The sequence below is a fragment of the Paenibacillus ottowii genome (assembly GCF_006874425.1).
GTDB classification, from domain to species: domain Bacteria; phylum Bacillota; class Bacilli; order Paenibacillales; family Paenibacillaceae; genus Paenibacillus; species Paenibacillus ottowii.
In genome coordinates this window covers 248,990-274,147 of record NZ_VIJZ01000007.1, presented here as the reverse complement: position 1 = coordinate 274,147, position 25,158 = coordinate 248,990, and the positions used below count along the sequence as shown (strand labels likewise).

General features: G+C 45.4%; 21 protein-coding genes. 6 read left to right on the top strand and 15 right to left on the bottom strand.

Features of this window, described 5'->3' with window-relative positions:
* The first annotated feature begins 94 nt into the window (after positions 1–94).
* Positions 95–583 carry a DinB family protein gene (locus FKV70_RS17815; protein ID WP_142613693.1) on the top strand — a complete coding sequence of 163 codons (489 nt, stop codon included), beginning with the start codon at positions 95–97 and terminating at the stop codon, positions 581–583.
* Between the two features lie 8 nt (positions 584–591).
* On the opposite strand, the gene FKV70_RS17810 is transcribed toward FKV70_RS17815, so the two are convergent.
* Complete coding sequence (locus FKV70_RS17810) at positions 592–2,031, bottom strand: PTS transporter subunit EIIC (RefSeq protein ID WP_142613692.1); 1,440 nt, start codon at positions 2,029–2,031, stop codon at positions 592–594.
* 23 nt (positions 2,032–2,054) lie between these two features.
* Complete coding sequence (locus tag FKV70_RS17805; protein ID WP_142613691.1) at positions 2,055–4,250, bottom strand: alpha-galactosidase; 2,196 nt, start codon at positions 4,248–4,250, stop codon at positions 2,055–2,057.
* 174 nt (positions 4,251–4,424) lie between these two features.
* Between FKV70_RS17805 and FKV70_RS17800 the strand changes: the two genes are divergently transcribed.
* Together FKV70_RS17800 and FKV70_RS17795 are read left to right on the top strand one after the other, a co-directional pair.
* Complete coding sequence (locus FKV70_RS17800) at positions 4,425–5,246, top strand: AraC family transcriptional regulator (RefSeq protein ID WP_142613690.1); 822 nt, start codon at positions 4,425–4,427, stop codon at positions 5,244–5,246.
* Positions 5,247–5,716: 470 nt separating this feature from the next.
* The gene (locus FKV70_RS17795; RefSeq protein ID WP_142613689.1) at positions 5,717–6,709 is read left to right on the top strand and encodes a YiiG family protein; all 993 of its coding nucleotides are present in this window, start codon (positions 5,717–5,719) and stop codon (positions 6,707–6,709) included.
* Between the two features lie 249 nt (positions 6,710–6,958).
* Here the strand turns inward: FKV70_RS17795 and mutY are convergent, their stop codons facing one another.
* Together mutY and acpS are read right to left on the bottom strand one after the other, a co-directional pair.
* On the bottom strand, positions 6,959–8,200 hold the full coding sequence (mutY, locus tag FKV70_RS17790) for an A/G-specific adenine glycosylase (protein ID WP_142613732.1): 1,242 nt from the start codon (positions 8,198–8,200) through the stop codon (positions 6,959–6,961).
* Between the two features lie 4 nt (positions 8,201–8,204).
* Entirely contained in the window at positions 8,205–8,609 is a 405-nt protein-coding gene (acpS, locus tag FKV70_RS17785) for a holo-ACP synthase (protein ID WP_142613688.1), read from the bottom strand.
* Between the two features lie 180 nt (positions 8,610–8,789).
* On the opposite strand from acpS, the gene FKV70_RS17780 reads away from it, so the two are divergent.
* Positions 8,790–9,617 (top strand): alpha/beta hydrolase family protein, encoded by an 828-nt coding sequence (locus FKV70_RS17780; RefSeq protein ID WP_142613687.1) that lies wholly within the window; start codon positions 8,790–8,792, stop codon positions 9,615–9,617.
* A gap of 92 nt (positions 9,618–9,709) precedes the next feature.
* Here the strand turns inward: FKV70_RS17780 and nadE are convergent, their stop codons facing one another.
* The 3 genes from nadE to FKV70_RS17765 all read right to left on the bottom strand — a co-directional run bounded on the left by nadE (position 9,710) and on the right by FKV70_RS17765 (position 12,938).
* Positions 9,710–10,519 carry an ammonia-dependent NAD(+) synthetase gene (gene nadE, locus FKV70_RS17775; RefSeq protein ID WP_142613686.1) on the bottom strand — a complete coding sequence of 270 codons (810 nt, stop codon included), beginning with the start codon at positions 10,517–10,519 and terminating at the stop codon, positions 9,710–9,712.
* A gap of 102 nt (positions 10,520–10,621) precedes the next feature.
* Complete coding sequence (locus FKV70_RS17770) at positions 10,622–11,056, bottom strand: BrxA/BrxB family bacilliredoxin (RefSeq protein ID WP_142613685.1); 435 nt, start codon at positions 11,054–11,056, stop codon at positions 10,622–10,624.
* 142 nt (positions 11,057–11,198) lie between these two features.
* On the bottom strand, positions 11,199–12,938 hold the full coding sequence (locus FKV70_RS17765) for a two-component system sensor histidine kinase NtrB (protein WP_142613684.1): 1,740 nt from the start codon (positions 12,936–12,938) through the stop codon (positions 11,199–11,201).
* 294 nt (positions 12,939–13,232) lie between these two features.
* Here FKV70_RS17765 and FKV70_RS17760 point away from each other — a divergent pair, with 294 nt between their 5' ends.
* On the top strand, positions 13,233–14,498 hold the full coding sequence (locus FKV70_RS17760; RefSeq protein WP_142613683.1) for a BaiN/RdsA family NAD(P)/FAD-dependent oxidoreductase: 1,266 nt from the start codon (positions 13,233–13,235) through the stop codon (positions 14,496–14,498).
* A 262-nt stretch (positions 14,499–14,760) separates the two neighbouring features.
* Here FKV70_RS17760 and FKV70_RS17755 read toward each other — a convergent pair whose 3' ends face one another.
* The 6 genes from FKV70_RS17755 to FKV70_RS17730 all read right to left on the bottom strand — a co-directional run bounded on the left by FKV70_RS17755 (position 14,761) and on the right by FKV70_RS17730 (position 22,374).
* Positions 14,761–16,431 carry a ribonuclease J gene (locus tag FKV70_RS17755; protein WP_064796581.1) on the bottom strand — a complete coding sequence of 557 codons (1,671 nt, stop codon included), beginning with the start codon at positions 16,429–16,431 and terminating at the stop codon, positions 14,761–14,763.
* A 165-nt stretch (positions 16,432–16,596) separates the two neighbouring features.
* Entirely contained in the window at positions 16,597–18,027 is a 1,431-nt protein-coding gene (locus FKV70_RS17750) for a YfcC family protein (RefSeq protein ID WP_142613682.1), read from the bottom strand.
* Positions 18,028–18,029: 2 nt separating this feature from the next.
* Entirely contained in the window at positions 18,030–19,613 is a 1,584-nt protein-coding gene (locus FKV70_RS17745; protein ID WP_142613681.1) for an amidohydrolase, read from the bottom strand.
* 142 nt (positions 19,614–19,755) lie between these two features.
* Positions 19,756–20,469, bottom strand: coding sequence for a GntR family transcriptional regulator (locus FKV70_RS17740; RefSeq protein WP_142613680.1), 714 nt, complete (start codon positions 20,467–20,469; stop codon positions 19,756–19,758).
* Between the two features lie 95 nt (positions 20,470–20,564).
* Positions 20,565–21,377 carry a fructoselysine 6-kinase gene (locus FKV70_RS17735; RefSeq protein ID WP_142613679.1) on the bottom strand — a complete coding sequence of 271 codons (813 nt, stop codon included), beginning with the start codon at positions 21,375–21,377 and terminating at the stop codon, positions 20,565–20,567.
* 28 nt (positions 21,378–21,405) lie between these two features.
* Positions 21,406–22,374 carry an SIS domain-containing protein gene (locus FKV70_RS17730; RefSeq protein WP_142613678.1) on the bottom strand — a complete coding sequence of 323 codons (969 nt, stop codon included), beginning with the start codon at positions 22,372–22,374 and terminating at the stop codon, positions 21,406–21,408.
* A gap of 289 nt (positions 22,375–22,663) precedes the next feature.
* Between FKV70_RS17730 and FKV70_RS17725 the strand changes: the two genes are divergently transcribed.
* A complete protein-coding gene (locus FKV70_RS17725) occupies positions 22,664–23,296 on the top strand; it encodes a LysE family transporter (RefSeq protein ID WP_142613677.1) in 633 nt (210 codons plus the stop codon).
* Positions 23,297–23,316: 20 nt separating this feature from the next.
* Here FKV70_RS17725 and FKV70_RS17720 read toward each other — a convergent pair whose 3' ends face one another.
* Together FKV70_RS17720 and FKV70_RS17715 are read right to left on the bottom strand one after the other, a co-directional pair.
* Entirely contained in the window at positions 23,317–24,657 is a 1,341-nt protein-coding gene (locus FKV70_RS17720; protein ID WP_142613676.1) for an amino acid permease, read from the bottom strand.
* A 190-nt stretch (positions 24,658–24,847) separates the two neighbouring features.
* Positions 24,848–25,147 (bottom strand): spore coat protein, encoded by a 300-nt coding sequence (locus tag FKV70_RS17715; RefSeq protein ID WP_063211505.1) that lies wholly within the window; start codon positions 25,145–25,147, stop codon positions 24,848–24,850.
* Between the last annotated feature and the right edge of the window lie 11 nt (positions 25,148–25,158).

Sequence of the window (25,158 nt, the reverse complement as noted above, 5' to 3'; positions counted from 1 at the left end):
AAAAGTAGATTTTCTACGAATGAGACAGCCCTTTTGGCATTCTGTGGTAAACTGGTGGAAATCATTCCTTATTACAGTCCCAGGAGGGTAATGGATGCAAACTTTTTTTCGTTATAACTGGATGGTTCGAGAACAATGGTACCGCTGGTGTGAAGAGGTGCCGCAGGAGGAACTGCTGAAAGAACGTATCGGCGGGGCTGGTAGCATTCTTAAAACGCTCTTTCATATCGTTGATGTAGAATGGAGCTGGATTCAAATCATTCAAGGCAAACCTGATTTCCAGGAGGACTTCTCTCAGCATAATACGCTGGATAAAGTTCGCGAGCTGGACGCGAAGTTTCGACTCGACGTGGAGCCCTTCGTCCTCGCCTGGCATGAAGGTCTGGAACGAAAAAGGTTTGAAGATCACCGCCCGGACGGCAAAATTGCGATTGATGCCTGGGGCGAGGTGATGCGCCATGTCATTGCCCACCAAATTCATCATATCGGACAGTTGTCCGTGTGGTCGCGTGAGCTCGGCAAGACCCCGGTTTCAGCCAATGTAATTGGCAAAGGGCTGATTGAGAGCGATCCATCCATATAGGTCATTTCTTAAGATATTGCTTTTGACCTCTTGTTCTTGATCACACCGTAAGCCAATGTGAATAATGCTCCACATAACAGGGCAATCAGATGAGCGATAAGATAATTCATATGACCATGATTCTCTGACGCTGCAATTGCAAAGCCGGGAAGAGCCGTAGTTCCGAATCCAATGGCTGTCAGCTTGCTTAAATATACATAGGCTCCGGCAACCATTCCTCCGAGACATCCAGCAACCAGAGGGAACTTATACTTCAAAGTGACCCCGAAGATTGCGGGTTCCGAGATTCCAAAAAGTACGGACCCGAATGCAGAGTACCCTAGTTCTTTGACCTTGGTGTCTTTGCGATTCAAAAAGACATATCCCAAAACAGCGCCCCCTTGCGCCATCAAAGCCACCGATGCCAACGGGTTGATAAAATTTCTGCCTGTATCAGTTAACAGCTGCGCTTCTACCGCACCCATAACATGATGCAACCCCGTAATAACGATAATTTGCTGAATGCCTGCAAAAAACATAAAGCCGAATATTCCCAGGTTTTGCGTCATCCAAAGCAATGAAACCGTGACCAGACTGGCTAGCTCTCGCCCCAGAGGACCAATAATCGTAAACAATAGTAGAGAAGATACAAAGACCGTCAGCAAAGGAGCCAAAAACAATTTAATCATGTCTGGAACCTTTTTGTTAAAAAACTGATCCAATTTGGCCACCACATACCCCATCATCAGAGCAATAATGATACCGCCCTGAAATCCAACCAACTGAACGGGAAGACCAAAAAGACTGATCGATTCCGGGCTTTGGCTCCCTTTCGCTACCTCAAAGGCGTCCGCCAAGGCCGGATGAAGCATAATTGCACCCAGTACAAGCCCCAGAATCGGACGACCGCCATATCTCTTGGTGGCTGAATAAACAACAAGCAGCGGCAGGATGGTGAAAATACCTGTGGAAACGATTTGAACAAAGCGATTGATCCCTTGGAAAATTGGGTACATCTCCACAATCGACTTGGGACCAAATAGCCCTTTCTGACCTAGCAGCCCGGTGATCCCCATTAACAATGCAGCAGCAAGAATTCCCGGCATGATCTCAATAAAGACATCTGACAGCGATTTAATCGCTTTTTGAAAAGGATTTTGCTTTTGTGCGGACTTCGATTTGACATCACTTAATGACATATCTTCTGTTCCGGTCAGTTTAGAGAACACGGCATAGATATTATTGACCAGCCCTGCTCCAAAAATGATCTGTAGTTGATCCCCTGCTATGAAGACGCCTTTAACCAGATCAACTTCTTCAATCTTTTTTAATTCCGCTTTTTCATTGTCTTCAAGTACAATTCTTAATCTTGTGGCACAATGGGCCACACCAATAATGTTCTCTTCGCCACCGATATATTTTAAAATTTCTTGAGAAATTTGCTTATACTGCTTTTCTTTTGCTTCCATCTAGTAAACCTCCTCTAGCTGCATCAGATGATGTCTTCTTTAACAAATCTCCAGAACAGGCCTAAAAAGTCCTGCTTCACCCTGGTTAGCGTTATGCCTACATGCATTAATTCATCACCGCCGAACAGCTCACCAGTTTCTATATTTCTGTATACGTAGTCTGGATTCAGACCTTTGAATTTTAACGTTTTAATCGCGGCAGCGGGTTGGGATAAAACCTTGAAATAGCTGGCCGCCATTTCTGTTTGATCCTCTGACACAAAGCACCATGCAGCTTCATTTTCATCAAACGGATTAATGATTCGGTAGAAGTTCCCAAACTGAATGAGCGATCTCATTTCCTTATATAGAGCTATTTGCTTTTTCACCACTTCTTTTTCTTCAACAGTTAGTGTCGTCAAATCCAGCTCATATCCTAAATTCCCGGCCATCGCGACATAACCTCTAGTCTCCAATGGCGTTATTCTACCCACTTGATGGTTGGGCACGGTGGAGACGTGTGCGCCCATCGTAATCGGAGGATAGACAAGACTTGTCCCCCACTGAATTTTCAATCGGCAAATGGCATCCGTATTGTCACTTGTCCAGGTCTGGGGCATGTAATAGAGCATACCGGCATCAAAACGGCCCCCTCCACTAGAGCAACTTTCGAATAAGACATGGGGAAACTTCGATGTAAGCTCTTCCATAATACTGTAGAGCCCCAGGATATAACGATGCGCCGTCTCCCTTTGTCTCTCAGGTGGCAAGGCGGCCGAACCCACATCTGTCATGTGACGATTCATGTCCCATTTTACATAAGTAATTGGAACATCCGATAAAATATCGGAAACCGACTTAACGATGTACTCACATACTTCCTTCCTCGATAAATCCAACATAAGCTGATTTCTTCCCAGCGTATACGGACGATCAGGGACATGGATACACCAATCGGGATGCTTTCTGTATAAATCGCTGTCTATGGATACCATCTCAGGTTCAAACCACAAACCAAATTCCATACCCAGATTTCGAATACGATTGGCAAGGTCCGGCAACCCATCTGGAAGTTTGCGACGATCCACCACCCAATCGCCTAATGAAGTATTGTCATCATCCCGTTTCCCAAACCATCCATCATCCAATACAAACAGCTCCACTCCTACACTTTGAGCTTCCTTCGCCAACTGCTCAATCTTGTCGGCATCAAAGTCAAAGTAGGTGGCTTCCCAGTTATTAATCAGGATCGGTCGTTCCTTGTCACGAAATGGTCCACGACATAATCTGTTTCTGTATAAATCATGATAAATTCTGGACATGCCGCCCAAGCCATTTTCGGTGTATACCATAACCACTTCTGGCGTTTGGAACGACTCCTCCGGTTCAAGCTGCCATGTAAAATCAAAAGGATTAATCCCCATCGTGACCCGTGTGTTCCGATAGGAATCTACCTGCGTCTGAGCCGTAAAGTTCCCGCTGTACACCAGATTAAAGGCGTATACTTCGCCCTGATCTTCATCTGTCCCTTCTCTTACAAGCGCCATAAAGGGTGCCTGATGAGGGCTGCTGGCGCCACGGCAGCTGTCTACCATTTGAATTCCGGGTAAAATTTTTCGCCTTGCTATATTTTTTTCATTATTATGCGCACCGTACAAGGTAATGAGTTCATATTCATCATCTCGAAAATCCACACTAGCACTTAACGCTCTAAGCAGTTTTAGCTGCTGCTGGCCTTCATTATCAAAACGGACTGAACGGGTAATGACATCCCACTTTTGATACAGGCTATAGGATAGTACAACCTTTACCTCAATTAATGGGTCTTCAAGGATGATTTCCAGTGTTTCTACTTCGCCATCATCCTCCGCATACGTAGAAGGAAGCCCTTTCAATTTTGGTTTGCCTTGGTAAACCCGATGTTCTTTATACCGAAAATCTGTCACCGTAGAGCCATTCTCCAATTGAAGCTGATACGCAGGAATCCTGAAATCACTATTTCCAAATGACGGATATTCTTGGGGGATGGTATCCAGTGAAAAGGCTCGATCCGCCCCAGCCGGATTGGGTGAAAATCCCCTATCCATAAAGATGATTTTATTGCTTCCCCGATAGTTCTGAATTTTCTTTCCCCAATACAGATGGGCTAAATAACCATCTCGTATAACCTGCATGACATAACTTGTATTGCTCCCTTGTAAATGGAATAATAACTTCTCTTTATCGATGATTATAGCCATAGTGACCCCCTTGTAGCGCCAATAGTAATATTTTCAAAAAGTATAAATAATGTTGTTTTCTTATTTCTTACACCCTAATCATAATGGAATAGTTTTAATAATTATATGGAATAATGTAGACTCTATATGAAACGGTGTGATAATATGCAGAGATAAATTAAGAGGTGAAAATAAATGAGTGCGCACTTTTCCAATCATTCTTACAACAATCTGGATCTCAATTTATACACCTGTGGCAAAGAAAGCTGTACCAGCAAACACGCTTATGGTCCAGCTATTCGAAGCGGATATATGGTGCATTTTATTTTAAAAGGAAAAGGAATCTTTAAAGTCAACGATAAAATCTATCATTTGGAGAAAAACGATGCTTTCTTTATTGAGCCAAAGGTTCTAATTTACTACGAAGCCGATGAAGTCGACCCATGGGAATATGCCTGGATTGGTTTTAATGGAATGCAAGCAAAAGAATATCTAAGCCGGACCTGTATCAATAGGGACAATCCCATTTTCCGGTTTGAAGCGGAGGGCAGCCTGGCCCGCTGTATGGAAAGTATCGTCGTATCTGCTACTCTGAAATCCAACAAAGACCTGTTGCTCGCTTCCAAGTTGTATGAATTTCTGTATCTGATGTTTGAACTTTATCCTAATCAGGAAGTCAACAATGAGGTAAGACAGCAGCGGTATATCAAAGAGGCGCTTCTCTTCATTCAACAGAACTATTCGCACTTCATTACCGTAAGTGACATTGCCAAGTACATTTCAATTGACCGTTCGTATTTGCATCGTTTATTCAAACAGCAACTCAATAAGTCACCGCAGGAATATTTATTGCATTTGAGGATTGAAAAATCATGCTCCCTCTTAAAAAATACTTCGCTTAAAATCGGAGATATTGCTCGATCAGTAGGGTACAAAGATGTATTACTGTTTTCAAAAATGTTCAAAACAGTCAACAAGATGACTCCATCCGAGTACCGAAAAAATCACCAAAAATAACACGTTTTGACGTTCTACCCCGGCTGCCCATAATAAACCTCTTATGAACAAAGAGGTCAACCAGTAAAAACTGGCTGACCTCATCATACGAACGGACAGGATAGCTTGGTTGTTCGAGAAAAATAATAACTCCTTTAATTCCGGACAGCCAGAGCAGCCGCAACGGCAACTGGATCTCCACCGCCCGTCTCAAGCTGATCGATTACGATTTATCATTAGGCCGACCTTATCATACTCATGTAACATCTTCTTTAAAGTGACGACAAAGAAATTTATAAAATTATGCTACTCAAGTCTCAAGACCCATTCACCAAATAATTTTAAAATTGAATAGATTGTTTCACAATCAACATTAATATGCGGCGAAGAGGGATTTTAATCGACCAGAAGAGGTCAGTTGTTCTCTCTCCTATTCAGACATCTTACAAAAGAAAAGCACGTTAAATTACTCAGTCGGAGGAATCACTATTTTGAGAAAGCTATCATTCTTTATTGCCATTTTCATGTTAGGTGCAATGTTATCCGCTTGTTCTGCCATTACATCCACCGTAAATCAAGCGCCTGCAGGCGTTACGTCCAGCGAGAGCAAAGAAATCGAAAAATACAATGCGTATGTGAGGCTGAATAACTTGATGACAGGCAGAATCAATGAGGTTCTGGTTCATTATTTCGAGAAGTTCGGAGCTGATACACAGCCTGTAATCGACAAGAACTTCAGCTTCATCATGCTCGGCGTTGCTGAAACTGAGCGGGAAATTATTGATAAAGCGAACGGCTATACCGCAAGCCAACCTGCTTTTGCGAACGCAGACCCCGTAGTGATCAAACTGACACCAGTCATCAATGATCTGTTGTCCGTCCTGGACGAAATGAAAGCCTACTACGATACAAAAGGCTACGTGGATGATAATTTCGCAAAAGGAAAACAGCTGCATACCAAGCTTGTAAGTGCCAATCTCGCTTACGAGACTGTCGCCAAACAATACTTCACGGCTTTGCAAAAATTGGGTAACGAGCAGCGTCTGGCTGATCTGCAAAAACTCAAGGGCTCAGACCAGCAGATCAGGTATAAAGCCTTGAAGTTCATGATAGATGCCGAGGCTACGGCCATTGCAATGGATGAGCAGGGAATCACCGCCAACAATGTGCTGCAGCTTGATATGACGAAGTTTAAAGCCAAATACGACATTATGACCGCAGATCTGAGTGCGCTCATGACCATCTCAAAAGACAAGAAACGAGTTCAAGAAGAAGGAATTAACAGCTTCAGTATCGAGAGCTATGTTAATTCAGCCACTGAGGCAAAAGCGGCCGCTTCGAAAATCATTGAACGCATCAATAAGAAGGAACCTGTATCTGATTCTGACCTGAACGGCCAGTTCCTGAACACTACAGATGGCACACCTGAGAATTTCAATTATAAGCTAAGCAAGGCAGTCGAACGATATAATGAAATAAATTAAGCGTATCTAACGATAGGGGCTGCGAAAATAAATACGGAATTCCGGTAACGAACAAGCCTTACCCGCGATTTAAACGCGGATAAGGCTGTAGCAACGATTCTAGGGAAAGAGTGATATAACTGAACTAACAGGATACGTTAGTTCAATGGAACAGCGACAGTCTAGGACTTTATTTTCTCGTCCTTGGTTGTCGCTGTTTTAATTTCTAGGCTCAGTCTAATACTTTATTTTTTGCCGACAGTTATTTTATTAACATCCGTTCTCTTTTTGCTTTGCATAATACTCGGTGATCAGATCCAGGAATACCTTGGGGAACGCCATGGTGGACATATCCGCCTCGCTGATCCAGCGGTACCCCGCTGGCAAGGTGCTACTCGCCTGCTCCGCCTGGTCTGCCAGCGCAACCAACGCACCCGGCTTCGCCGCCGTGGTGCTATAGCTGGCCCGCTGCTCGGCAGCCAGCGGCTGTTCGCCCGCCTTTCCGGCAGGGGCGGCGACCTCCTCACACTGGAACACACGCAGGTTCCAGTGAATGTGGCTGAACGTGTGCTCCGCCTCACGTACATACCGCACCGGGCGCGCATGTACGCCCTCTGCCAACAAATGAGCTGCCAGGTGATCCATGGCTGGCTCATCGGGCACCGGACCGTTGTAGCCCTCCGGTCCGGCAAGCTCATGCGGCAGCTCCCACATGCGGGCCAACAGGCCCTTGGCCGGGCGCTGGCGCACAAGTAGGCGGCCTGTGTTGTCGCCGCTGCCCTCGATAAGTGCGACGGAGCGAGGCTCCAGCCGCGGCGGCTTCGCTTTTGTTTTAACTGGCAGCGTCTCTTCGCGGCCTGCCAGCCTGCCCGAGCAATGCTCCATGACCGGGCAGGTCAGACAATGAGGCGATTTAGGAGTACAAACCAGCGCCCCCAGCTCCATCAGTGCCTGATTAAAATCAGAGGCCCTCCCTTCGGGAATCAGCTCCCTGACTAGGCTTTCCATATGCGACCGCGTGCTGCCTTTCATAATATCCTCTTCAATGAGGAAATAACGCGACAGCACACGCATCACATTCCCGTCCACAGCAGGCTCTGGTCGATTAAAGGCAATGCTCATAATGGCCCCCGTCGTGTATGGACCTACACCTTTCAATGCCGCCACAGCCTGCGTATCATCTGGCACCTGTCCGCCGTGAAGCTCAACTACCTGTTTCGCTGCAGCTTGCAAGTTCCGGGCCCGCGAATAATACCCTAGCCCTTCCCACAGCTTGAGCACATCCTCCTCGGGCGCTTCCGCCAGCGCTTCAATCGTCGGAAAACGTGCAATAAAGCGATTGAAATACGGTATGACTGTATCGACACGTGTCTGTTGAAGCATAATTTCCGAAATCCAGATATAAAAAGGATTGCGATGACGGCGCCACGGCAAATCGCGTTTGTTACGTGTATACCAATTTAACAGTTCGAAGCTAAAATAACGCTTTTGTTCCAATGTATTTGTAGTCATCCCATCACGTCTCCTTATATTCGACAATCACAAAAGCAGAGGCAATGTTAGGCTGATGTGTGATACTTAAGTGAATGCTGTAATTCAAGTCACCCATATTCGGTAATTTCAGTCGATCCCATGCAGACGAAGACAAATAAACTACGGGCTTCCCCCCCGGTTCAGGTAAAATATCCATATCGCTGAACCCGATGATTTGTCCAATTCCACAGCCAAAGGCTTTCGTCACCGCTTCCTTCGCGGCAAAGCGCCCTGCTACGAACTCCGCTAGCCTTCCCTTGCGCTCCACTGCAAGCTCGCGTTCTGCCGGGGTCAATACCCGATTTAAAAATGCATCTGCATATTTACCTGCCAAAATATGAGCCATACGGCTTATTTCCAGCACATCATGTCCAATTCCGTAGATCATTTGGGTATTCCCCGTCCTTTTTTACTTACTGGATCTATTGTAACAGTGCATCCACACCCTGGCGAGTCACACAGGCGTAAAAGCGTCACCAATATATGTTAAAATGAAAGAGGCACTCGCTGAATATTTAAATTCGCCGATATGCCAGTTTAAAAACTCCCTGTAGAAAGGAAGGATAGGATGTCAGAAACCATTGTGGTTGAAGCAGGTACCGATGCAGGAACAGATGCGGTGATCCGTGCCTCCTGGTTTCCCGCTAAACATACGGCCAAGAGCCTGCTCATCATCGCTCATGGCTACAAAGGATTTAAGGATTGGGGGATGTTCCCCTTTATAGCAGAAGCATTGAGTATGGATAACCATGTGGTGACCTTCAATTTTTCACATAATGGCATAGGTGAGGATCTGGAGAATTTTACCGAGCTGGAAAAGTTCGCACGCAACACCTATAGCCGAGAACAAGAGGATTTGGATTTATTGCTGTCCAATCTGAGAGCACGCCATGAATTTAGAGATTTGCCGTTGTTTCTATTAGGACATAGCCGAGGTGCGGGAAGCTGCTTTGTATATGCACTAGATCATCCCGGTGAGATTGCGGGCGTCATTTCATGGAATGGCGTAACCAATCTTGATCTGTTTACCTTACCGCAAAAAGAAGAAATGCGTGCCAAGGGGCGCAGCTATGTGCAGAACGCCAGAACCGGACAACAGCTTCCGCTGGATGTCGTCATTTTGGACGATTTGGAAAGCAATCGCGAGCGTTTTGCCATTATAGACAGGCTTGCCAACAGCAAGCTCCCAGCTGTGCTTATCCAGGGAACCGAAGACTCCAAACGTCTACGGGAAGGCTCTGCCCAGCTCACCTCCGTTCGTCCCGACATCGAGTGGGTACAGATTCAAGGCGGCAATCACACCTTTAACACTGTTCACCCATTCCAAGGAGGCAGTCTTCAACTGGATCAGGCGATTACCGAAACCCGCCGCTTCATTGACTGGATCATCAATTAAACGGTAGCCCCTTCAATACAAACGGCGATCCGCCGGACGGATCGCCGCATTTTATTTACTTAATCATTTTACAATTCCCAAATGATAAATACTTATACACCCGGAATGCTTGTCCGCTTATGTGCCGTACGCGTAAAATAGCTTTCCAGCTTTTCGCGAGCCGCCGGGTCAATTTCCTTGCCTTCCAGGTAGTCGCTGTTTGCTTCGTAGGAGATTCCCAGTTCCTTTTCATCCGTCTGGCCTTCCCACAACCCTGCTGTAGGCGCTTTGTCCAAAATAGCCTGTGGAACTCCAAGATAGCTGGCTAGCAAACGCACCTGACGTTTGTTGAGCGTACTGAGCGGTGTAATGTCGACCGCACCATCGCCCCATTTGGTATAAAAGCCCGTAATGGCTTCTGAAGCATGATCTGTACCCACGACGAGCAGGTTCAGTTCATTCGCGAGTGCGTACTGAGCCACCATACGTGTTCTTGCCTTTACATTTCCTCTCACTTGCGGAGTAATGGAACGTTCCAAACCCATATCCTTTAATGTGTGCTCCACTTCCACGGCAATCGTATCCACAGCTTCCTTAATATTCGTTTCCCCGGCATATTTCAGGTTGAACGCTTTGGCGACCGCGTAGCTGTGCTCGATATCCTCCTGTTGACCATAGGGCTGGAATACACCTAGCGTCTTGTATTCTTGCCCTTGCTCCTGTGTCAACTCATCTGTAGCTTGCTTGCACAAGGCTGCTGCTACGGCACTGTCAATCCCGCCACTAATGGCGATCAACAGTCCTTTGCTTCCTGTTTTTGTTACGTACGACTTGAGGAAATCCACACGCTTGCGGACCTCCGCCTCTACGTTGATCGTAGGCTGTACTCCCAATTCAGCAATAATCTGTTCCTGCAAACTCATCAGATAAGCACCTCTTTTTTAGGAATTTCCTTCACAAGCCAACATGCAAAAGCCCCGGCAAGTTTCGCAGGCGAAAAATGCGGGGGCATAGCTTGAGCAGTTTTACCGGCAAAAACGGTCAAATGCACCCGTCAAATCAGCAGCAATCTGATCTGCCGAACGATCTTCGATCTGATGACGCTCGATGAAGTGAACCAGCTCGCCGTCTTTCAACAGCGCGATCGAAGGGGAAGATGGCGGATACGGCGCGAAAAATTCGCGTGCCTTTGCCGTTGCTTCCTTGTCCTGACCGGCAAAAACCGTGTACAGATGGTCCGGCGTAACATCATGCTTCAGCGCTTCAGCTATACCTGGGCGGCATTGGCCTGCGGCACAACCGCATACCGAGTTCACAACCACCAGCACTGTACCTTTAGCATCAGGCAGCTTGGCCTCCACATCTTCAGAAGTACGCAGTTCCTGAATCCCAAGATTCGTCAGTTCATCGCGCATAGGCTGAACTGAATCTCTCATATATTGATCGAAAGACATAGACATATTCTTTCACTCCTTTTCGATAAATCATGTATACTACGTTTCTAATTTCATCCTTTGCCGTAGTAAAGGCATGGACATCTAAAGCTCATTATACAATCTTTTTCACGTAATTTGCAAAAAATCGAGTTACATCTTTGCATAATTATTTCTGTATCGTATTTATGACAGGAGTCTCCGAATGCTCCCGATAAGTCGGAATGGTTCTGCGCAAACGGACTTTAAACTGTGTGCCCATTCCTTCCACTGAATCTACGGCAATCGTACCGTGATGACGCTCCACTATACTTTGACATAAGGCCAGACCCAGACCTGTGCCTTTCGTTTTGGTGGTGTAAAAAGGCTGGAACAGCTTTTCAAGCTGTTTTTGCGGAATTCCTGGACCGGTATCCTTCACTTCCAGTTCGACAAAATCCCCTTCTTCATGAGTAGAGATGGTCAGTACTCCCTTCTCCCCCATGGCTTCCATCGCATTACGCGATAAATTAAGCAGCAATTGCTTGATTTCCTTAGTGTTCAGATGAAGCCTTGTCACATGATCCTCCAGCTTTAACTCAATTGTCTGTCCCCTCAGGTTCGCATCTGCCCACAATAAAGGCGTTAGTTCACGAATGATATCATGCAGATGACACTGCTCCTTCTCGACAATCCGGTTTTGGGCCAGAGAAAGAAAATCATTAATAATTCCGTTCGCCCGATCCAGCTCCTCCATCACGATACGGTAATAATTGCCTAGAGAATCAGGGCTTTTTTCGCGCATAAGCTGTAAAAACCCGCGCACAACCGCCATCGGATTACGTATTTCATGAGTAATGCCCGCGGCCATCTGTCCGACCAGACTAAGCCTCTCGAAATTGCCCAGCTCACTGCGCAGCGTCTCCAGCTCTGTGATGTCCTGCAGGGCGATAATGACACCTGTCGTTTGATTGATATGTTTATCCCGAATAGGAAGAAAACTGGAGAAAAACACTTTGGGAGATACATTGATTAAATCAGCACCTGCTTCTCCTTCCAACGCTTTCGCAACTCGTTCGTTGACTACAGGCGAAGTACTAAAACCGTACAACGAGTTTAAAGGACGGCCTACTACCTCAGGCAGCGTAATATAGGGATCGAATTCCCGGTAAAGTTCCAGCATCGTTTTGTTCATATGTATGACTCGTTCTTCGCTGTCCAAAGTAACCAGAGATAACGGCATCAAATCCATGACTTGACGCAGCTTATCCACTTCGATTAAATATTTGCTCGTAAACTCAGTTACATTTCGCCGTAGCGTCAGTTTCTCAAAGGAATTATGCATCAGACTTACGACTGCAAAACTCGCCAATACACCTACAGCAACATTCCATAACGTTGTAAGTAGATCAGGAATGTAAATTGAAATGTTCTGTTTGCCCCATAATAGCGGTAACAAAGCCTTAAGCAGCATATCAGCCACAACGTATGTGAAAATCAGGAGCCTTTTGTCCAACAATGTCCCTCTTTGAAAAAACTTGACATGCAGTAGCATAAACGGAAAAAGGATAAAAGCAGTACCCACATACATTGGGGACATTTCTATCGACTGCGCTATAATCAGGACACCCGTCAATGCAGAAGCAGCGAGAACGAAGGAAGTGCGACGTGTACCGTACATGACACCCACAGCAAGGGGAATAATACCGAGATTGGAAGGTAGGCCATATGGAGGCTGGGATTGAAAGAGCGAGCATAGCAATATGGCTGGCAAGCAACACAGATAAAGTATTCCTTGATGAGGTCCGGGAAGCAGATGGCCTGCCCAAACCTTTTTCTTGTCCCCATAATCCGTTAATATAGAGAAAAAACCCGCCGATATAACGGCAAGGAGAACTTGGAGCACACTTTCCTTCAACGCAATTAACAAGGACTTCTCCCCCTCATCATCTTTCCTTGACGCCGTTAGTTGAATTAAAGCACAGGCTACAATATATTACAATATATGTGTTAAAATCCCGGTGCAGAACGACAAATTTTGCTAAATACCGGATATAGATAAAAGAATCGTTTTTACGCCATTCTCTTATCCTGAATAATATAGAAGATATACGCAGCTACCGTGCTTAGAGGCTATCTAAAGAGACGGTATTACGATATGATGAAAAATCTGTTACGCTATTCTGAATTTTTTGAAAATTTGTCGACGAAAAGGAAGAGGTTCATGACTTACGACGTTATTGTGATCGGAGGCGGCTCAGCCGGCTTAATGGCAGCGGCTGCTGCCAGCGGCGAGGGCGCCAAGGTGCTTTTAGTGGAAAAGGGAAATAAACTCGGACGAAAGCTGGGAATCTCTGGCGGAGGTCGCTGCAATGTCACGAATGCAAAAGAACTGGACGAACTCATACGTCACATTCCCGGCAATGGCCGTTTTCTCCACAGTGCCCTGGCTGCTTTCAGCAATCGGGATATCATCGCTTTTTTTGAACAATTGGGTATAGCCTTAAAAGAAGAAGACAATGGACGCATGTTTCCAGTAACGGACAAAGCCAAAACGGTAGTCGATGCTTTGATTAATAAAGTGCGCTCCCAAGGAGTCGAGATTCGGACAAGCTGCCCTGTTCAAGAGGTGATTTACAAAGAAGGTCATACGGCTGGCGTGCGGCTGCGTTCCGGTGAAACGCTACGTAGCCGTAACGTCATTGTCGCTGTCGGGGGCAAGTCTGTCCCGCATACAGGTTCGGAAGGTGACGGCTATGCATGGGCAGAGCAAGCAGGACATACCATTACGGAACTGTATCCAACAGAGGTCCCGTTAACGTCAGGCGAGACATTCATCCAGACAAAAGAGCTGCAGGGGCTCTCCTTACGAAACATCAGCCTGACCGTATGGAATGCGAAACAAAAGAAGGTTGTCGTTCATGAAGGAGATATGATTTTCACGCATTTTGGTTTGTCTGGTCCAACTGCTTTGCGTTGCAGTCAGTTTGTCGTCAAGGGAATGAAAAAGGATAAGGTAAACACAGTATTGTTAACTCTCGATTTACAGCCTCACAAACATGCTGATGAAGTCTACCGGGAGACGCTGGAACTGGCATCGGTGGATGCTAAAAAGGCGATCAAAAACGTGCTAAAGCCTTATTTACCGGAACGCATGATTCCGTTGTTGCTTCAGCAAGCTGAACTGCGTGAGGATTTGAACTATGATCATATTCCCAAGCAGCAATGGCAAGAGCTCGCCCATCGAATCAAGGCGTTTCCCATTCGTGTGAATGGTACGCTCTCTCTCAAGGAAGCCTTTGTTACCGGGGGCGGTGTGAATTTGAAGGAAATTAATCCGAAAACGATGGAGTCCAAGCTGATGCCTGGCTTGTTTTTCTGCGGTGAGATTCTGGATATTCACGGCTACACTGGAGGCTATAATATCACGGCGGCGTTTACGACAGGGCATACAGCAGGAACGCATGCGGCTTTAAACGAGATGCTGTAGGAGTGGAAGGCACTACGGGTAGGCTTTGATCTTACGATCGCTGTTGCCACGGGATTCTTTTGATTTTATAAAACATTTAAGCGTAAGAATCCCGTGGCAAAGGCGAGCGCTTCGCTGCATACCACCACTGCATCCTCGTTTTTTGGGGGAGATAGGAAAAGGAAATTAAAAAGACTTAAATCAGTTATATCGCTGATTTAAGTCTTTTTTGATTAATCGCGTATTGAACAATAATCATTTGTTTAACGGTTATCGGCTATTCCTAAACCTCAATAATGATTGGTAAAATCATAGGTCTTCTCTTGGTCTGGCTGTAAATAAACTGGCCCACATTATCTTTTAACATCTGCTTAATCAGGCCCCACTGACTCATTTCGATTGCTGTTAGCTCGTTCACTGTGGCCATAATCGTGTCGCGAATCTGATTCATCAGCTCTTCGGAATCCTTAACATATACAAAGCCTCTGGATATGACTTCTGGCGTTGCAAGCATTTGCTTCTCGTTTTTGCTCAAAGTCATCACTATAATCAGCATTCCGTCTGAGGCAAGTTTTTTACGGTCCCGCAATACAATATTGCCCACATCACCGGTTACCAGCCCATCTACCAGGCTATTGCCGGATGGTACTTGGGGACCCAGAGACGCTCTCCCCTCTACGATTTGAATCGTATCACCGTTTCGGACAATAAATACGTTTTCCATTGGTATCCCGACTGACTCTGCTAACTGGCGATGCTGATGCAGCATTCTGAATTCACCATGTATAGGAATCAAATACTGGGGTTTCATCAGAGTCATCATTAATTTCAACTCTTCTTGGCTGCCATGACCGGATACGTGCATTCCCGTGGCGCTACCTGAACCATAAATAACGTTAGCGCCCAGTACGTACAGGTTATCGATGACCTGGGAAAGATTCCGTTCATTCCCGGGTATAGCCCCTGCTGCGATGATTACAGTATCACCAGGCAGAATTTCGATTTTGGGATGCAAAGAATTGGCTAGTCGGGATAGTGCAGCCATCGGTTCACCCTGACTTCCTGTGCATAAAATTGCAATTTTTTCTGCAGGATAGCGCTCCGTTTCTCCAGCCTCAATCAACAAGTCTTCCGGCATATGCAAGAAACCCAGCTCCTTAGCCACAGTCACCACATTGATCATGCTGCGTCCCAGTAAAACCAGTTTTCTGCCTGTCTCGACAGCCGCGTCAATGACCTGCTGGACACGGTTAACATTGGAAGCAAATGTAGAAATGAATACTTGCTGCTTGGCTCTAGCGAAAGCGTCCAAAATATGCCCGCCAACCAAACGTTCTGAAGGCGTAAATCCTGGTCTTTCGGCATTTGTACTTTCGGAAAGAAGCACTTTAACTCCTTGTTTTCCAATTTCAGCCATGCGATGAAGATCAGGGAAAGGTCCGCTGACAGGAGACATGTCGAATTTAAAATCCCCGGTATGAACCACATTTCCTTCGGGTGTCTGAAAAAAGACGCCCAGGCAATCAGGGATGCTGTGTACAGTGGTGAAAAAGGACGCCTTAATCATGCCTGCCTGAACCGTTGAATCCGCATCTATAAGATGAAGCTTGGCATCACGCAAAAGGTTATGTTCCTTTAGTTTAATCTTGATCAATTCGATAGTGAGCTTTGTGCCGTATACGGGGATATTGATCTGTTTTAGCAAATAAGGAATGCCTCCGATGTGATCCTCATGGCCATGCGTTACAATGAGCGCTCTGACTTTATCCTGATTCTCCAGCAGATAGGTGACATCCGGTACAATGAGGTCAATACCAGGCAAATTCTCATTAGGAAACTTGGAGCCACAATCGATGACAACAATATCCTGATCGTATTGGATCAGATACATATTTTTCCCAATTTCGTTAACGCCGCCTAGCGCAGCAATAAGTAATCTGTTATCAGCAAGCATCGGTCTATTTCCTCCTTAGGAAAATGCTATCCATATTATTCATTTTCCACGTAAACTTATGCATCATATTGGAAAAAGAAGTGCATAGTCTTTCCTAAATAAAAGGGTTCATAGTACACAAAAAGAAACCCTTGTCTCTAACAGACAGGGGCCCTTACTTGATTGTTAGATCCCCACCGCAGCCGATATCGCAGCAAAAATAGCAGCAATCAGCCATAGGATCGGGAATAGTTTGAAGATTACTTTCAGCCACTGCCCAAAGCTAATCCGGGCAATAGCCAATCCTGCCAGCAGCACTCCACCTGTTGGTGAAATGAGATTGGTCAACCCATTACCAAATTGGTACGCTGTGACTACAGCTTCACGATTAATGCCGACAAGATCGCCAAGCGGCGCGAGAACAGGCATGGTTAGTGCAGCTTCTCCCGAAGAAGAAGGGACCAGGAAAGTGATGATATTATGCGCAAGCAACATAATCGTCGTGAATAAATAACTTGGCAATCCTTCCAGGACACTTGCAAGTGCATTCAATACGGTATCAATAATCATCCCCTGTTCTGCGATAATCAGAATTCCGCGGGCGAGGCCTATGATCACCGCAGCGTAGATAAATTCTCCACATCCTTTTACAAAATTTTCAGCTATTTCCTTCTGGCTCATTTTAGTAACAATCCCGACAAAAAGACCAAGGGCAAAGAAAAGAGCACCGATCTCGGTCATATACCAGCCTTTGACCAAAATTCCCCAAACAATCGCTCCAAGCGTTACAATAAATCCACCTATAATTAGTTTGTCTCGTACCGTGAAGACGACGTCCTCGCCTGTGCTTTCCTTTACAAATTGCTCGCGGTTTATAATGTCACTCTGAAACACGATGGATTTCTCCGGATTTCGCTTCACCCGGTGCGCATACCACATCGTAAAAGCAATAGATATCATCGTAAACACAAGCCATTCAATAAATCTCAGCCAAAGCTGAGGATTCCCCTCTACCCCAGCTATTCCTTGGGCAATCAACACGGAAAAGGGATTCACAGTCGAACCAACGTAGCCAATTTGCGTACCCAGAAATAAAATCAAAATAGCTGTCATAGAATCAAAACCCAAGGCAAACATTAACGGAATAAAAATCGCATACAGTGGAATAATTTCTTCACTCATCCCAAAGGTAGAACCTCCGAGACTGAAGATGACCATAGCAATAGGAATAAGCAAAATCCCCTTATTCTTCAACCGCCTGGCCAGAGCTGTCAGCGCACGATCAATAGCCCCCGTCTGCAAAATAATACCGAAGGAGCCGCCTACAATAAGTACAAAAGAGACAACATCGGCGGCATTGATAATCCCCTCGATCGGAGCGCTGAGGATTTGCGGCATTCCCTGTCTTAAGTCACCGTTCTCCCCCGTTTTAGGTACAGAGTGATAAGTTCCTGAGACGATTGCCGTTTTGGTCACACCGTTCACTGTCACTTCATGACGTTCAAATTGACCGCTAGGTACAATCCATGTCAACGCGGCGACTGTAATAATAATCAAAAATATTAAGGTATAACTATGGGGCAAGGATAATTTCCATTTCTTATTCTTGATGTTCATGTTTATCCCTCATTCCAAGAATGGTTATACGTAACCGTTCCTCCCATAATGGTCAATATCACTTGGGCATCCCTGATGACGCCAGCGGATGCATTAAGGAGGTCGCGATCAAAAACGGCGATATCAGCATATTTGCCAGCCTCCAGCGTACCTGTAACCTCTTCCATATAACAATGTTTGGCTCCATTAATGGTCCATGCCTTTAAAACTTCAGATGGCGGCATCCCTTGGTCAGGATACCAACCTCCAGCAGGCGAGCCATCCGGGAATAAGCGGTGAGAGGCTGCATACAGCGAATCAGGGACACTGGTGATAAATAAAGGCAAATCAGTACCTATAGTTATCGGCACGTTAGCTTCCAGCATGGATTTATAATTATAAAAACGGCTTTCATTCTCTTTGCCTGCCACGATAGACATATAAGCCTCTTCGTAAGAGGGGTTCAGCAGCAGAATCTGGGCATAGACCTCGGCAAAAATTTCATTTTCTCCCATTCTGGTCAGGTCTTCGGGATGTGGATATTCCAGATCACTGATCGAATGTCTGATAAGGTGATTGCCTTGCTGCACGCGGCATTTTTCAATCATGGATACTGCTTGACGAATTGCAGCATCGCCTTCTGCAGTGAGGCAGCACTTGATCCCCTGGCTGTCCGCTTCCAGAACTGATGCTTCAATCCTTTCATAATCTACCGTCTTCAAATTCTTGACTCCAGGCATATCTGCGTAAGGCTCCAGCATATCCCCTGTATGATCTGCTACAACGCCGTCAAGCATCAGCTTGTAGCCTTGAAAACGTATAAGGTCTCCATGATAAAGTGCTTTATACTTGATACCAATGCCTATATCAAACGGTTCAACAACAGGTTCCAGCGAGAAATGAAATCGGAGTGGCAATTGACCTGCTACTTTCAATTCTTCTAGAATCGGTAGCAGCTCGCTATGCCGGTCAAAACCGATATCTTTTATAGAAGTAACTCCTCGCGCAGCCAACAGGCGGCAAAACTCCATAAACTCTTGTTGGACAAGGCTGTGGTCCTGCATCATAGCTTGGAGCAGTAAAGCGCGTGCTTCAGCACTGCATTGATCCGGTGAAAATTGATATTTCTCCTCTGCCAATCGGTTCATCCAGCAGTAGCTTTTATTGTGGTTGATAGCGACCACCGCCCGGTCGGGGAATAATCCATCCAACAAGCTTTGCTCGGGCAGCTTCCCCCATCTTTCCTCGCTCCAACCGTAAGCGGTTACATCTCTTTCTGGCGGAAGGTTGCTCGCCTCTTGCAGCAGTAGTTTCACTGCTTCTTCACTTGAAGCTGTATGCGTAAGATCCACGCCCCGATGCATTGACATATATCCAGTGAAAAATACATGGTTGTCATGAATTCCCGGCATAATAAAGGCATCGCCCAGATCATAAACAACCGTTTCCGTTCCTATCCAGGCTTGTGCCTCTTCCGGACGCCCCACTGCTGCAATACGTTCTCCTCGTACTGCAACAAACCCGGGTGAAGCTTCATTGTCCAAGCCATTAAAAATAGCTCTGGAGAGTAAAACTTTGTCTGCTAATGTACCTTTTTCCCCTTGCACAGTATCATCACCTCATGATTGATTGATTCATCTAACACCACATGATGTAATATAACGTTATATCAAAGCTTCTGCTTCTCCTCATATCGGATGGAAGCAGAAGCCACACGTACCTGAACTACCTTGCATAACAGGTAGTGAATTATATGGAAAATTGGTAGCGGTCTCCGATGATGTACTGCTTTCCCACATGAACCGGGCTTCCATGCTGGTCATAAATAATAGTATGCATGTAAAACAGTGCCTGCCCGATCGCCGTCTCCAGCTGCTTGGCCTGATATTCATCTGCCAAAGCAATTTGTAATATCGTCTCTCCCGGCTGGTTAGGATCAATGCCGTATTTTTGCCGCAGCAGTTCGTATACGGACCCCTCCAATTGCTCGTTCATTAGAAAGGCAAACCGCTCATAAGGATAATAATTGTTCTCCAGCATTAGAGGGCGATCATCTGCGTATCTTTTACGCTGGATATATAGCACTTTTTCTCCCTGCGACAACTGCAATTGATGTGCAATTTCCTCATCTGCTGCTATGATTTCACGTTTTGTTATCTCACTGTGTGAAGAGAGTCCATTGGATTTGCATGCCGCCGTAAAGCTGATCACATGCTCAATCTTCCGTCCAATTTTGGGTATATTGACAAAGGTGCCTTTTCCCTGACGTTTGGTCAGATAACCTTCATGAACCAATTCGGCAATTGCTTTCCTTACGGTAATCCGACTAACATTATACATCTCGCTTAGCTCTGTTTCGGTCGGTATACGGCTTCCTTGCGTAAATGTTCCATTATGAATAGCGGTTTTGACCGCTTTTTGTAATTGAATATATAATGGCTCGGCTTGGTCTGAATTCAACATAATGTACCCTCACTTGTCATATAACGTTATATCACTCTCACTTAGAGTATCAAAGGTTACATATTCTTACAAGTGAAGATATTCGAGAAGGATCGTCAATAATGAACGCCGTAACCAAAGGAGCCTTCTACCAGGCAACTCTGGGCGGCAAGCCTTGAGCCTTCTGCCATAGCAGCCTGTATGTTGCCTTTTTCCAAAAAGCTCAGTAAAAAAGCAGTTATATAAGAGTCGCCTGCCCCCATAGTATCCACAGCCTCAACGGAATCAGGCATTTGAAAATAGAACTTCGTACCATCATAGGCGATGGATCGGTCACCGCCACGTGTGGCGACCAGAATTTGACCCTCTTTTATTCGCTTGGAGCGGATATAATTCTGTGTCTCTTCATCCGTCATATGGCTGCAAGAGAAAAAAGCGAAATCGGCATGCTTAATAAATTGTTCTACCTGTGAATCTGTAAAATCATCTGAGAAATCAAAAGAAATTGGGATGCTCAGCGCCTCCAACTCAGGCAGCAAGTGGCCTGTATGACTGTACAAACCTGTATGAATAAGGTCGAATCCGCCAAGATAATCTTTGTCCTCTTCGCTCAGTTCCAATGGATGGAGACGTGTTACTCCCCCCTCATTACTGCCCAGAAATACTCTGTCTCCGTCTTCGAGGGTTACCCGTGCACAGCCGTTCTCACCGCTGTGATATCTGCACCGTGAAATGTCGATGTCGAGCTCACGCAGGGTGTGTTCTACGTGCCGCGCTTCGTGATCGTCCCCGAACACGCCTATAAAGGCTGCATCCACTCCCGCTTTTTTGGCAAACACACTGAAATTAAGTGCATTGCCACCAGGGTACATCAGGCGGAGATGAACATATTTATCTACCACATTATCGCCAATGCCTAAAACCTTCATGATGGTTTCCTCCTGTTGGTAGGTGCGCTTAGTAAGCTACTTTGCCCATATAACGGCGAGTTTCCAATGGGTGATTGCGTACTTTCGCGAGTGCTTCACGATACACACATACAATGCTGTAAAATAAAACCGGGTTAAAAAACTCTACCACTTCGTCTGCAATTGTTCCAATGCCAAGCTCCTTCGCATCAATGACTTCCACTTTCTCGGCATACTGATTCAGGAAAGTCTGTGCCCGCTCATCCAGCGCCCGTGTACGTCCTTCGTTGATCATTAGAATAAACGGAGTTTCCTTATCCGTAACTTCAAACGGTCCATGGAAGAATTCACCGGAATGAATAGAAGCTGCGTGAAGCCATTGCATTTCCATCAGCGAGCAGATAGCAAAGCCATAAGCATGTCCATAAGACGCTCCGCTGGTCAGGATATAAAAGAGTTCTTCATTGCGGTATCTGTCAGCAAATACACGGGCACGCGGTTCAACTTGGACTTTGGCCCGGTTAATAATGCCATTGATTGCCCCCAATCCGTTCTGAAAGGCTGGGTAATGTACATAGCCCTCAGCGATTTGAAGCAATTCAACCGTAAGCTCTAAAATAATGGCCATCGGATTGTTTTTAACATCGCTCTCTTCACCCCACTCGTAAAGGAAGGAATAATCCGAATAGTTGAGCAGATTCGCTTCACTATTGTGGGTTAAGCCGATAGTATAAGCACCTTTCTCTTTGGCAGATTTAGCAGCTGCGACTGATTCTGGAGTATTTCCACCGTGGGAACAAACGATGACCACGGATTGTGCCCCCAATCGCTTGGGCAACGCATGTACAAACTCATTCGCTGTATACATCCCTGCTACCAGCTTCTTTGCTTCACTATCCAGAAAATATTTTGAAGGATACATATCAACTAGTGAGCCCCCGCAGGCTACCAAATAAACCTCAGAAATCTTCCCATTCGCTTGTTCATAGATCGTCTGAATCGTCTGTTGTACATTCATGTGTTTATCTCTCCTTTTATATAACGTTATATAACGTATTGTTTACGAGATAAATATAAGCGCTTTCAATAAAAGTGTCAAGCCCCTTCATTAAAAAAAGCTCTAACCCTTTTGTGTTAAGGATTAAAGCTCCTTTTCGGATTGGTTTCACTTCATTGGGTCAGTACACATTACGCGGCTAAGCCTACCCTATACGCACAAAAAATATGGTCTTACACAGAGGTTTGTCCGAATAAACTATATTAGACAAATACATAACATCCCATAAACAATCAAGGAGGAAAGCACCATTCATACATTTATCGGGTATATTTTTCTGGGTCTGTCACTTTCCGCTCCCATTGGACCCATCAATGCCGCACAGTTGGATCGAGGTATTAAGAATGGATTTTGGCATGCCTGGTTTATTGGGCTAGGTGCAATCACAGCAGACATTATCTATATGATGCTTGTCTATTTGGGAATGATTCACCTTCTTAATTCCCCGTTTGTCAAAGCTTTTTTATGGCTGTTTGGTTTTTTTGTGCTTGTATATACGGGCCTTGAAAGCATCAAAAATGCTGGTGTCATTTCAGAATCCGAATTAAGGGGAAACGGGAATACCCTGACCAACTCCTTTGTAGCAGGCTTCCTGATGTCGTTATTTAATCCTCTCTCCATCCTTTTCTGGCTTGGCATTTATGGGTCCATACTGGCTAATGTCGCTAGTACATATCCAGTACAACAGCTATTGGTCTACAGCGGTGCGATTATATTAGGCGTGCTGGTCTGGGATGTGACGATGGCAGCCGCTTCAAGTGTTTTCCGTAGATTTCTCAAACCCGGATTGCTTAAAACCATCTCTTGGATGTCGGGGTTATCCCTTGTAGGCTTTGGCTTTTATTTTGGTGCACATGCATTTCAATTGCTTTTTTTACGCTAATACTGGACTCCCTGACAAAATTACCGAGACTTCTTGGTCTTCTTTCGGCGGACCCATTGTACAATGAGGTCACATATTGCAATGAGCAAAACCAGCAGTAAGCTAATGTAAACCCCTGGGCGGCTAAGCTTATGAAAAAAGGCCCCGACCACAGCCAAGGCGATCAGCAATAATCCAATCCAGCGTTTAATATTGCTCGATGTGCTTGATTCCAATAACTTACCTGAAGACAGCAAAATAAAGCACCAGTTATACAACAGCATCAAGCCCGCAGCTGTGGTGATATATTCATATACCTTTCCTGGTAATAGCACCGATAATACAATTGCTGAGATTAATCCGACAGAAATCAGGCTGAGTGCATAAAGCGGATATTTGTCCTTCCACTTCCGCGAAAAAAGTGTGGGCGCATCTCCTTTTTGGGCCAGCGTAATCATCATCGAGGTCTCTGCATATAGCGATGCTGTCATCGTGGAGAATCCAGCAATAATAAGGACTCCGTTAAACAAATGAGGCACAAAGGCCAGATGATCGCTGCTGAGCGCAAGTACAAAGGGACTTTCCTTCGGATTAAAGGCACTTAATGGTACCATGGACACAGCCAGCCCAATCGAAAGCACATACACTGCAGCCAGCGTAATCAGCATGACCTTTCCTGCTTTGGGTGCTTCCTCCGGGTTTTGAAGTCGGTTGGACATAATTCCGAGCACTTCAATACCTCCATATGCATAAAAAGCAAAAATAAAAGATGACCATAATCCTATGCCACCGGTTGGAAAAAAGTTTTTGTAGCTCAGGGGGAACTTCGGATTATATTTTCCTCCTTCAATCCAGCCTGCCAAAAGGGCAACCGCTAAGACCAAAAACATCACCAGAGCCGCTATTTTAATGATGGCGAGCACATTTTCCACCCGGTCAAAACCCTTATTGCCAAAAAAAACAATCACAAGTCCTAAGAGCCCGAAGCCTGCCGCAAAAATCCACATGGGTACCTGAGGAAACCAAAAACGTGCAAATATAGACAAGGCGGTTAGCTGGCTCCCATTGATAAGCAATTCCGAAAACCAATACACCCAGCCACTGCCAAAGCCTGCCCAATTGCCAAAGGCTTTTTGGGCGTAGGAACGGAAAGAGCCTTCCTCTGGATGGTCAGCCGTCATGCGTGAAAGGGCATCAAACACTACATACGTTCCGACTGCTGCCAAGAAGTAAGCAATCAGCACGGCTGGACCACCAATGGAAATCGCTAAACTGGACCCCAGGAAATACCCTGTACCGATGGTACCCGCAACTCCTAACAAGCTTAGTTGCCACCATTTTAGTTTTTGATCTTTTTGGTTGCCCGCTGAAGACTTGCCCATGAAGAAAATCACCCTATTCTGAATTTTGAGACCTAATTTCTTGTTGCTTTATGATTGCCTTCTTCTCTATATTTCATGTGAATGTTAATTCAATGTAATAAAAGAAGCACCAGCAAACTGGCATGCTGGTGCTTCTTTTAAGGTATCATTGTAGCTACATCGTTAATTTTGTTCCGTTGACTTTAACGGCTCACTTTTTGGATGAAGAAAGTGCCTTGTCTGCATTTTGAATGTCCATTTGAATTTGCTGATCCGGATCATAGGCGTTGTAATAACCATTGTCCTTCATATAATTAAAAATTTGCTCATGAAGATTAACAGCTTTGCTCAATTGGTCACAAAGGACATTTCGAACTTCCGGGCTAGTGGACTCTGTTAAAGCCGCAGCGTAGTTTTTGATCCCACTTTTAGCTGCAATTAACAGATCGGCAGCAATCACCTGATCAGTCATGGGGTTCGTACTGTTCATATTCTCGGTAAAAGAACTCACGTTAATCCTCC

What these genes read in the sequence shown, in the direction of transcription:
- FKV70_RS17740 (WP_142613680.1), bottom strand. Translation starts at nt 20,469, where the DNA reads ATGTTGAATTCAGACCAAGCCGAGCCATTATATATTCAATTACAAAAA.
- FKV70_RS17730 (WP_142613678.1), bottom strand. Translation starts at nt 22,374, where the DNA reads ATGAATGTACAACAGACGATTCAGACGATCTATGAACAAGCGAATGGG.
- acpS (WP_142613688.1), bottom strand. Translation starts at nt 8,609, where the DNA reads ATGATCTACGGAATTGGACATGATGTGCTGGAAATAAGCCGTATGGCT.
- FKV70_RS17780 (WP_142613687.1), top strand. Translation starts at nt 8,790, where the DNA reads ATGTCAGAAACCATTGTGGTTGAAGCAGGTACCGATGCAGGAACAGAT.
- mutY (WP_142613732.1), bottom strand. Translation starts at nt 8,200, where the DNA reads ATGACTACAAATACATTGGAACAAAAGCGTTATTTTAGCTTCGAACTG.
- FKV70_RS17805 (WP_142613691.1), bottom strand. Translation starts at nt 4,250, where the DNA reads ATGGCTATAATCATCGATAAAGAGAAGTTATTATTCCATTTACAAGGG.
- FKV70_RS17755 (WP_064796581.1), bottom strand. Translation starts at nt 16,431, where the DNA reads ATGCTTGCTGATAACAGATTACTTATTGCTGCGCTAGGCGGCGTTAAC.
- FKV70_RS17770 (WP_142613685.1), bottom strand. Translation starts at nt 11,056, where the DNA reads ATGTCTATGTCTTTCGATCAATATATGAGAGATTCAGTTCAGCCTATG.
- FKV70_RS17720 (WP_142613676.1), bottom strand. Translation starts at nt 24,657, where the DNA reads ATGGGCAAGTCTTCAGCGGGCAACCAAAAAGATCAAAAACTAAAATGG.
- FKV70_RS17815 (WP_142613693.1), top strand. Translation starts at nt 95, where the DNA reads ATGCAAACTTTTTTTCGTTATAACTGGATGGTTCGAGAACAATGGTAC.
- nadE (WP_142613686.1), bottom strand. Translation starts at nt 10,519, where the DNA reads ATGAGTTTGCAGGAACAGATTATTGCTGAATTGGGAGTACAGCCTACG.
- FKV70_RS17800 (WP_142613690.1), top strand. Translation starts at nt 4,425, where the DNA reads ATGAGTGCGCACTTTTCCAATCATTCTTACAACAATCTGGATCTCAAT.
- FKV70_RS17750 (WP_142613682.1), bottom strand. Translation starts at nt 18,027, where the DNA reads ATGAACATCAAGAATAAGAAATGGAAATTATCCTTGCCCCATAGTTAT.
- FKV70_RS17760 (WP_142613683.1), top strand. Translation starts at nt 13,233, where the DNA reads ATGACTTACGACGTTATTGTGATCGGAGGCGGCTCAGCCGGCTTAATG.
- FKV70_RS17810 (WP_142613692.1), bottom strand. Translation starts at nt 2,031, where the DNA reads ATGGAAGCAAAAGAAAAGCAGTATAAGCAAATTTCTCAAGAAATTTTA.
- FKV70_RS17735 (WP_142613679.1), bottom strand. Translation starts at nt 21,377, where the DNA reads ATGAAGGTTTTAGGCATTGGCGATAATGTGGTAGATAAATATGTTCAT.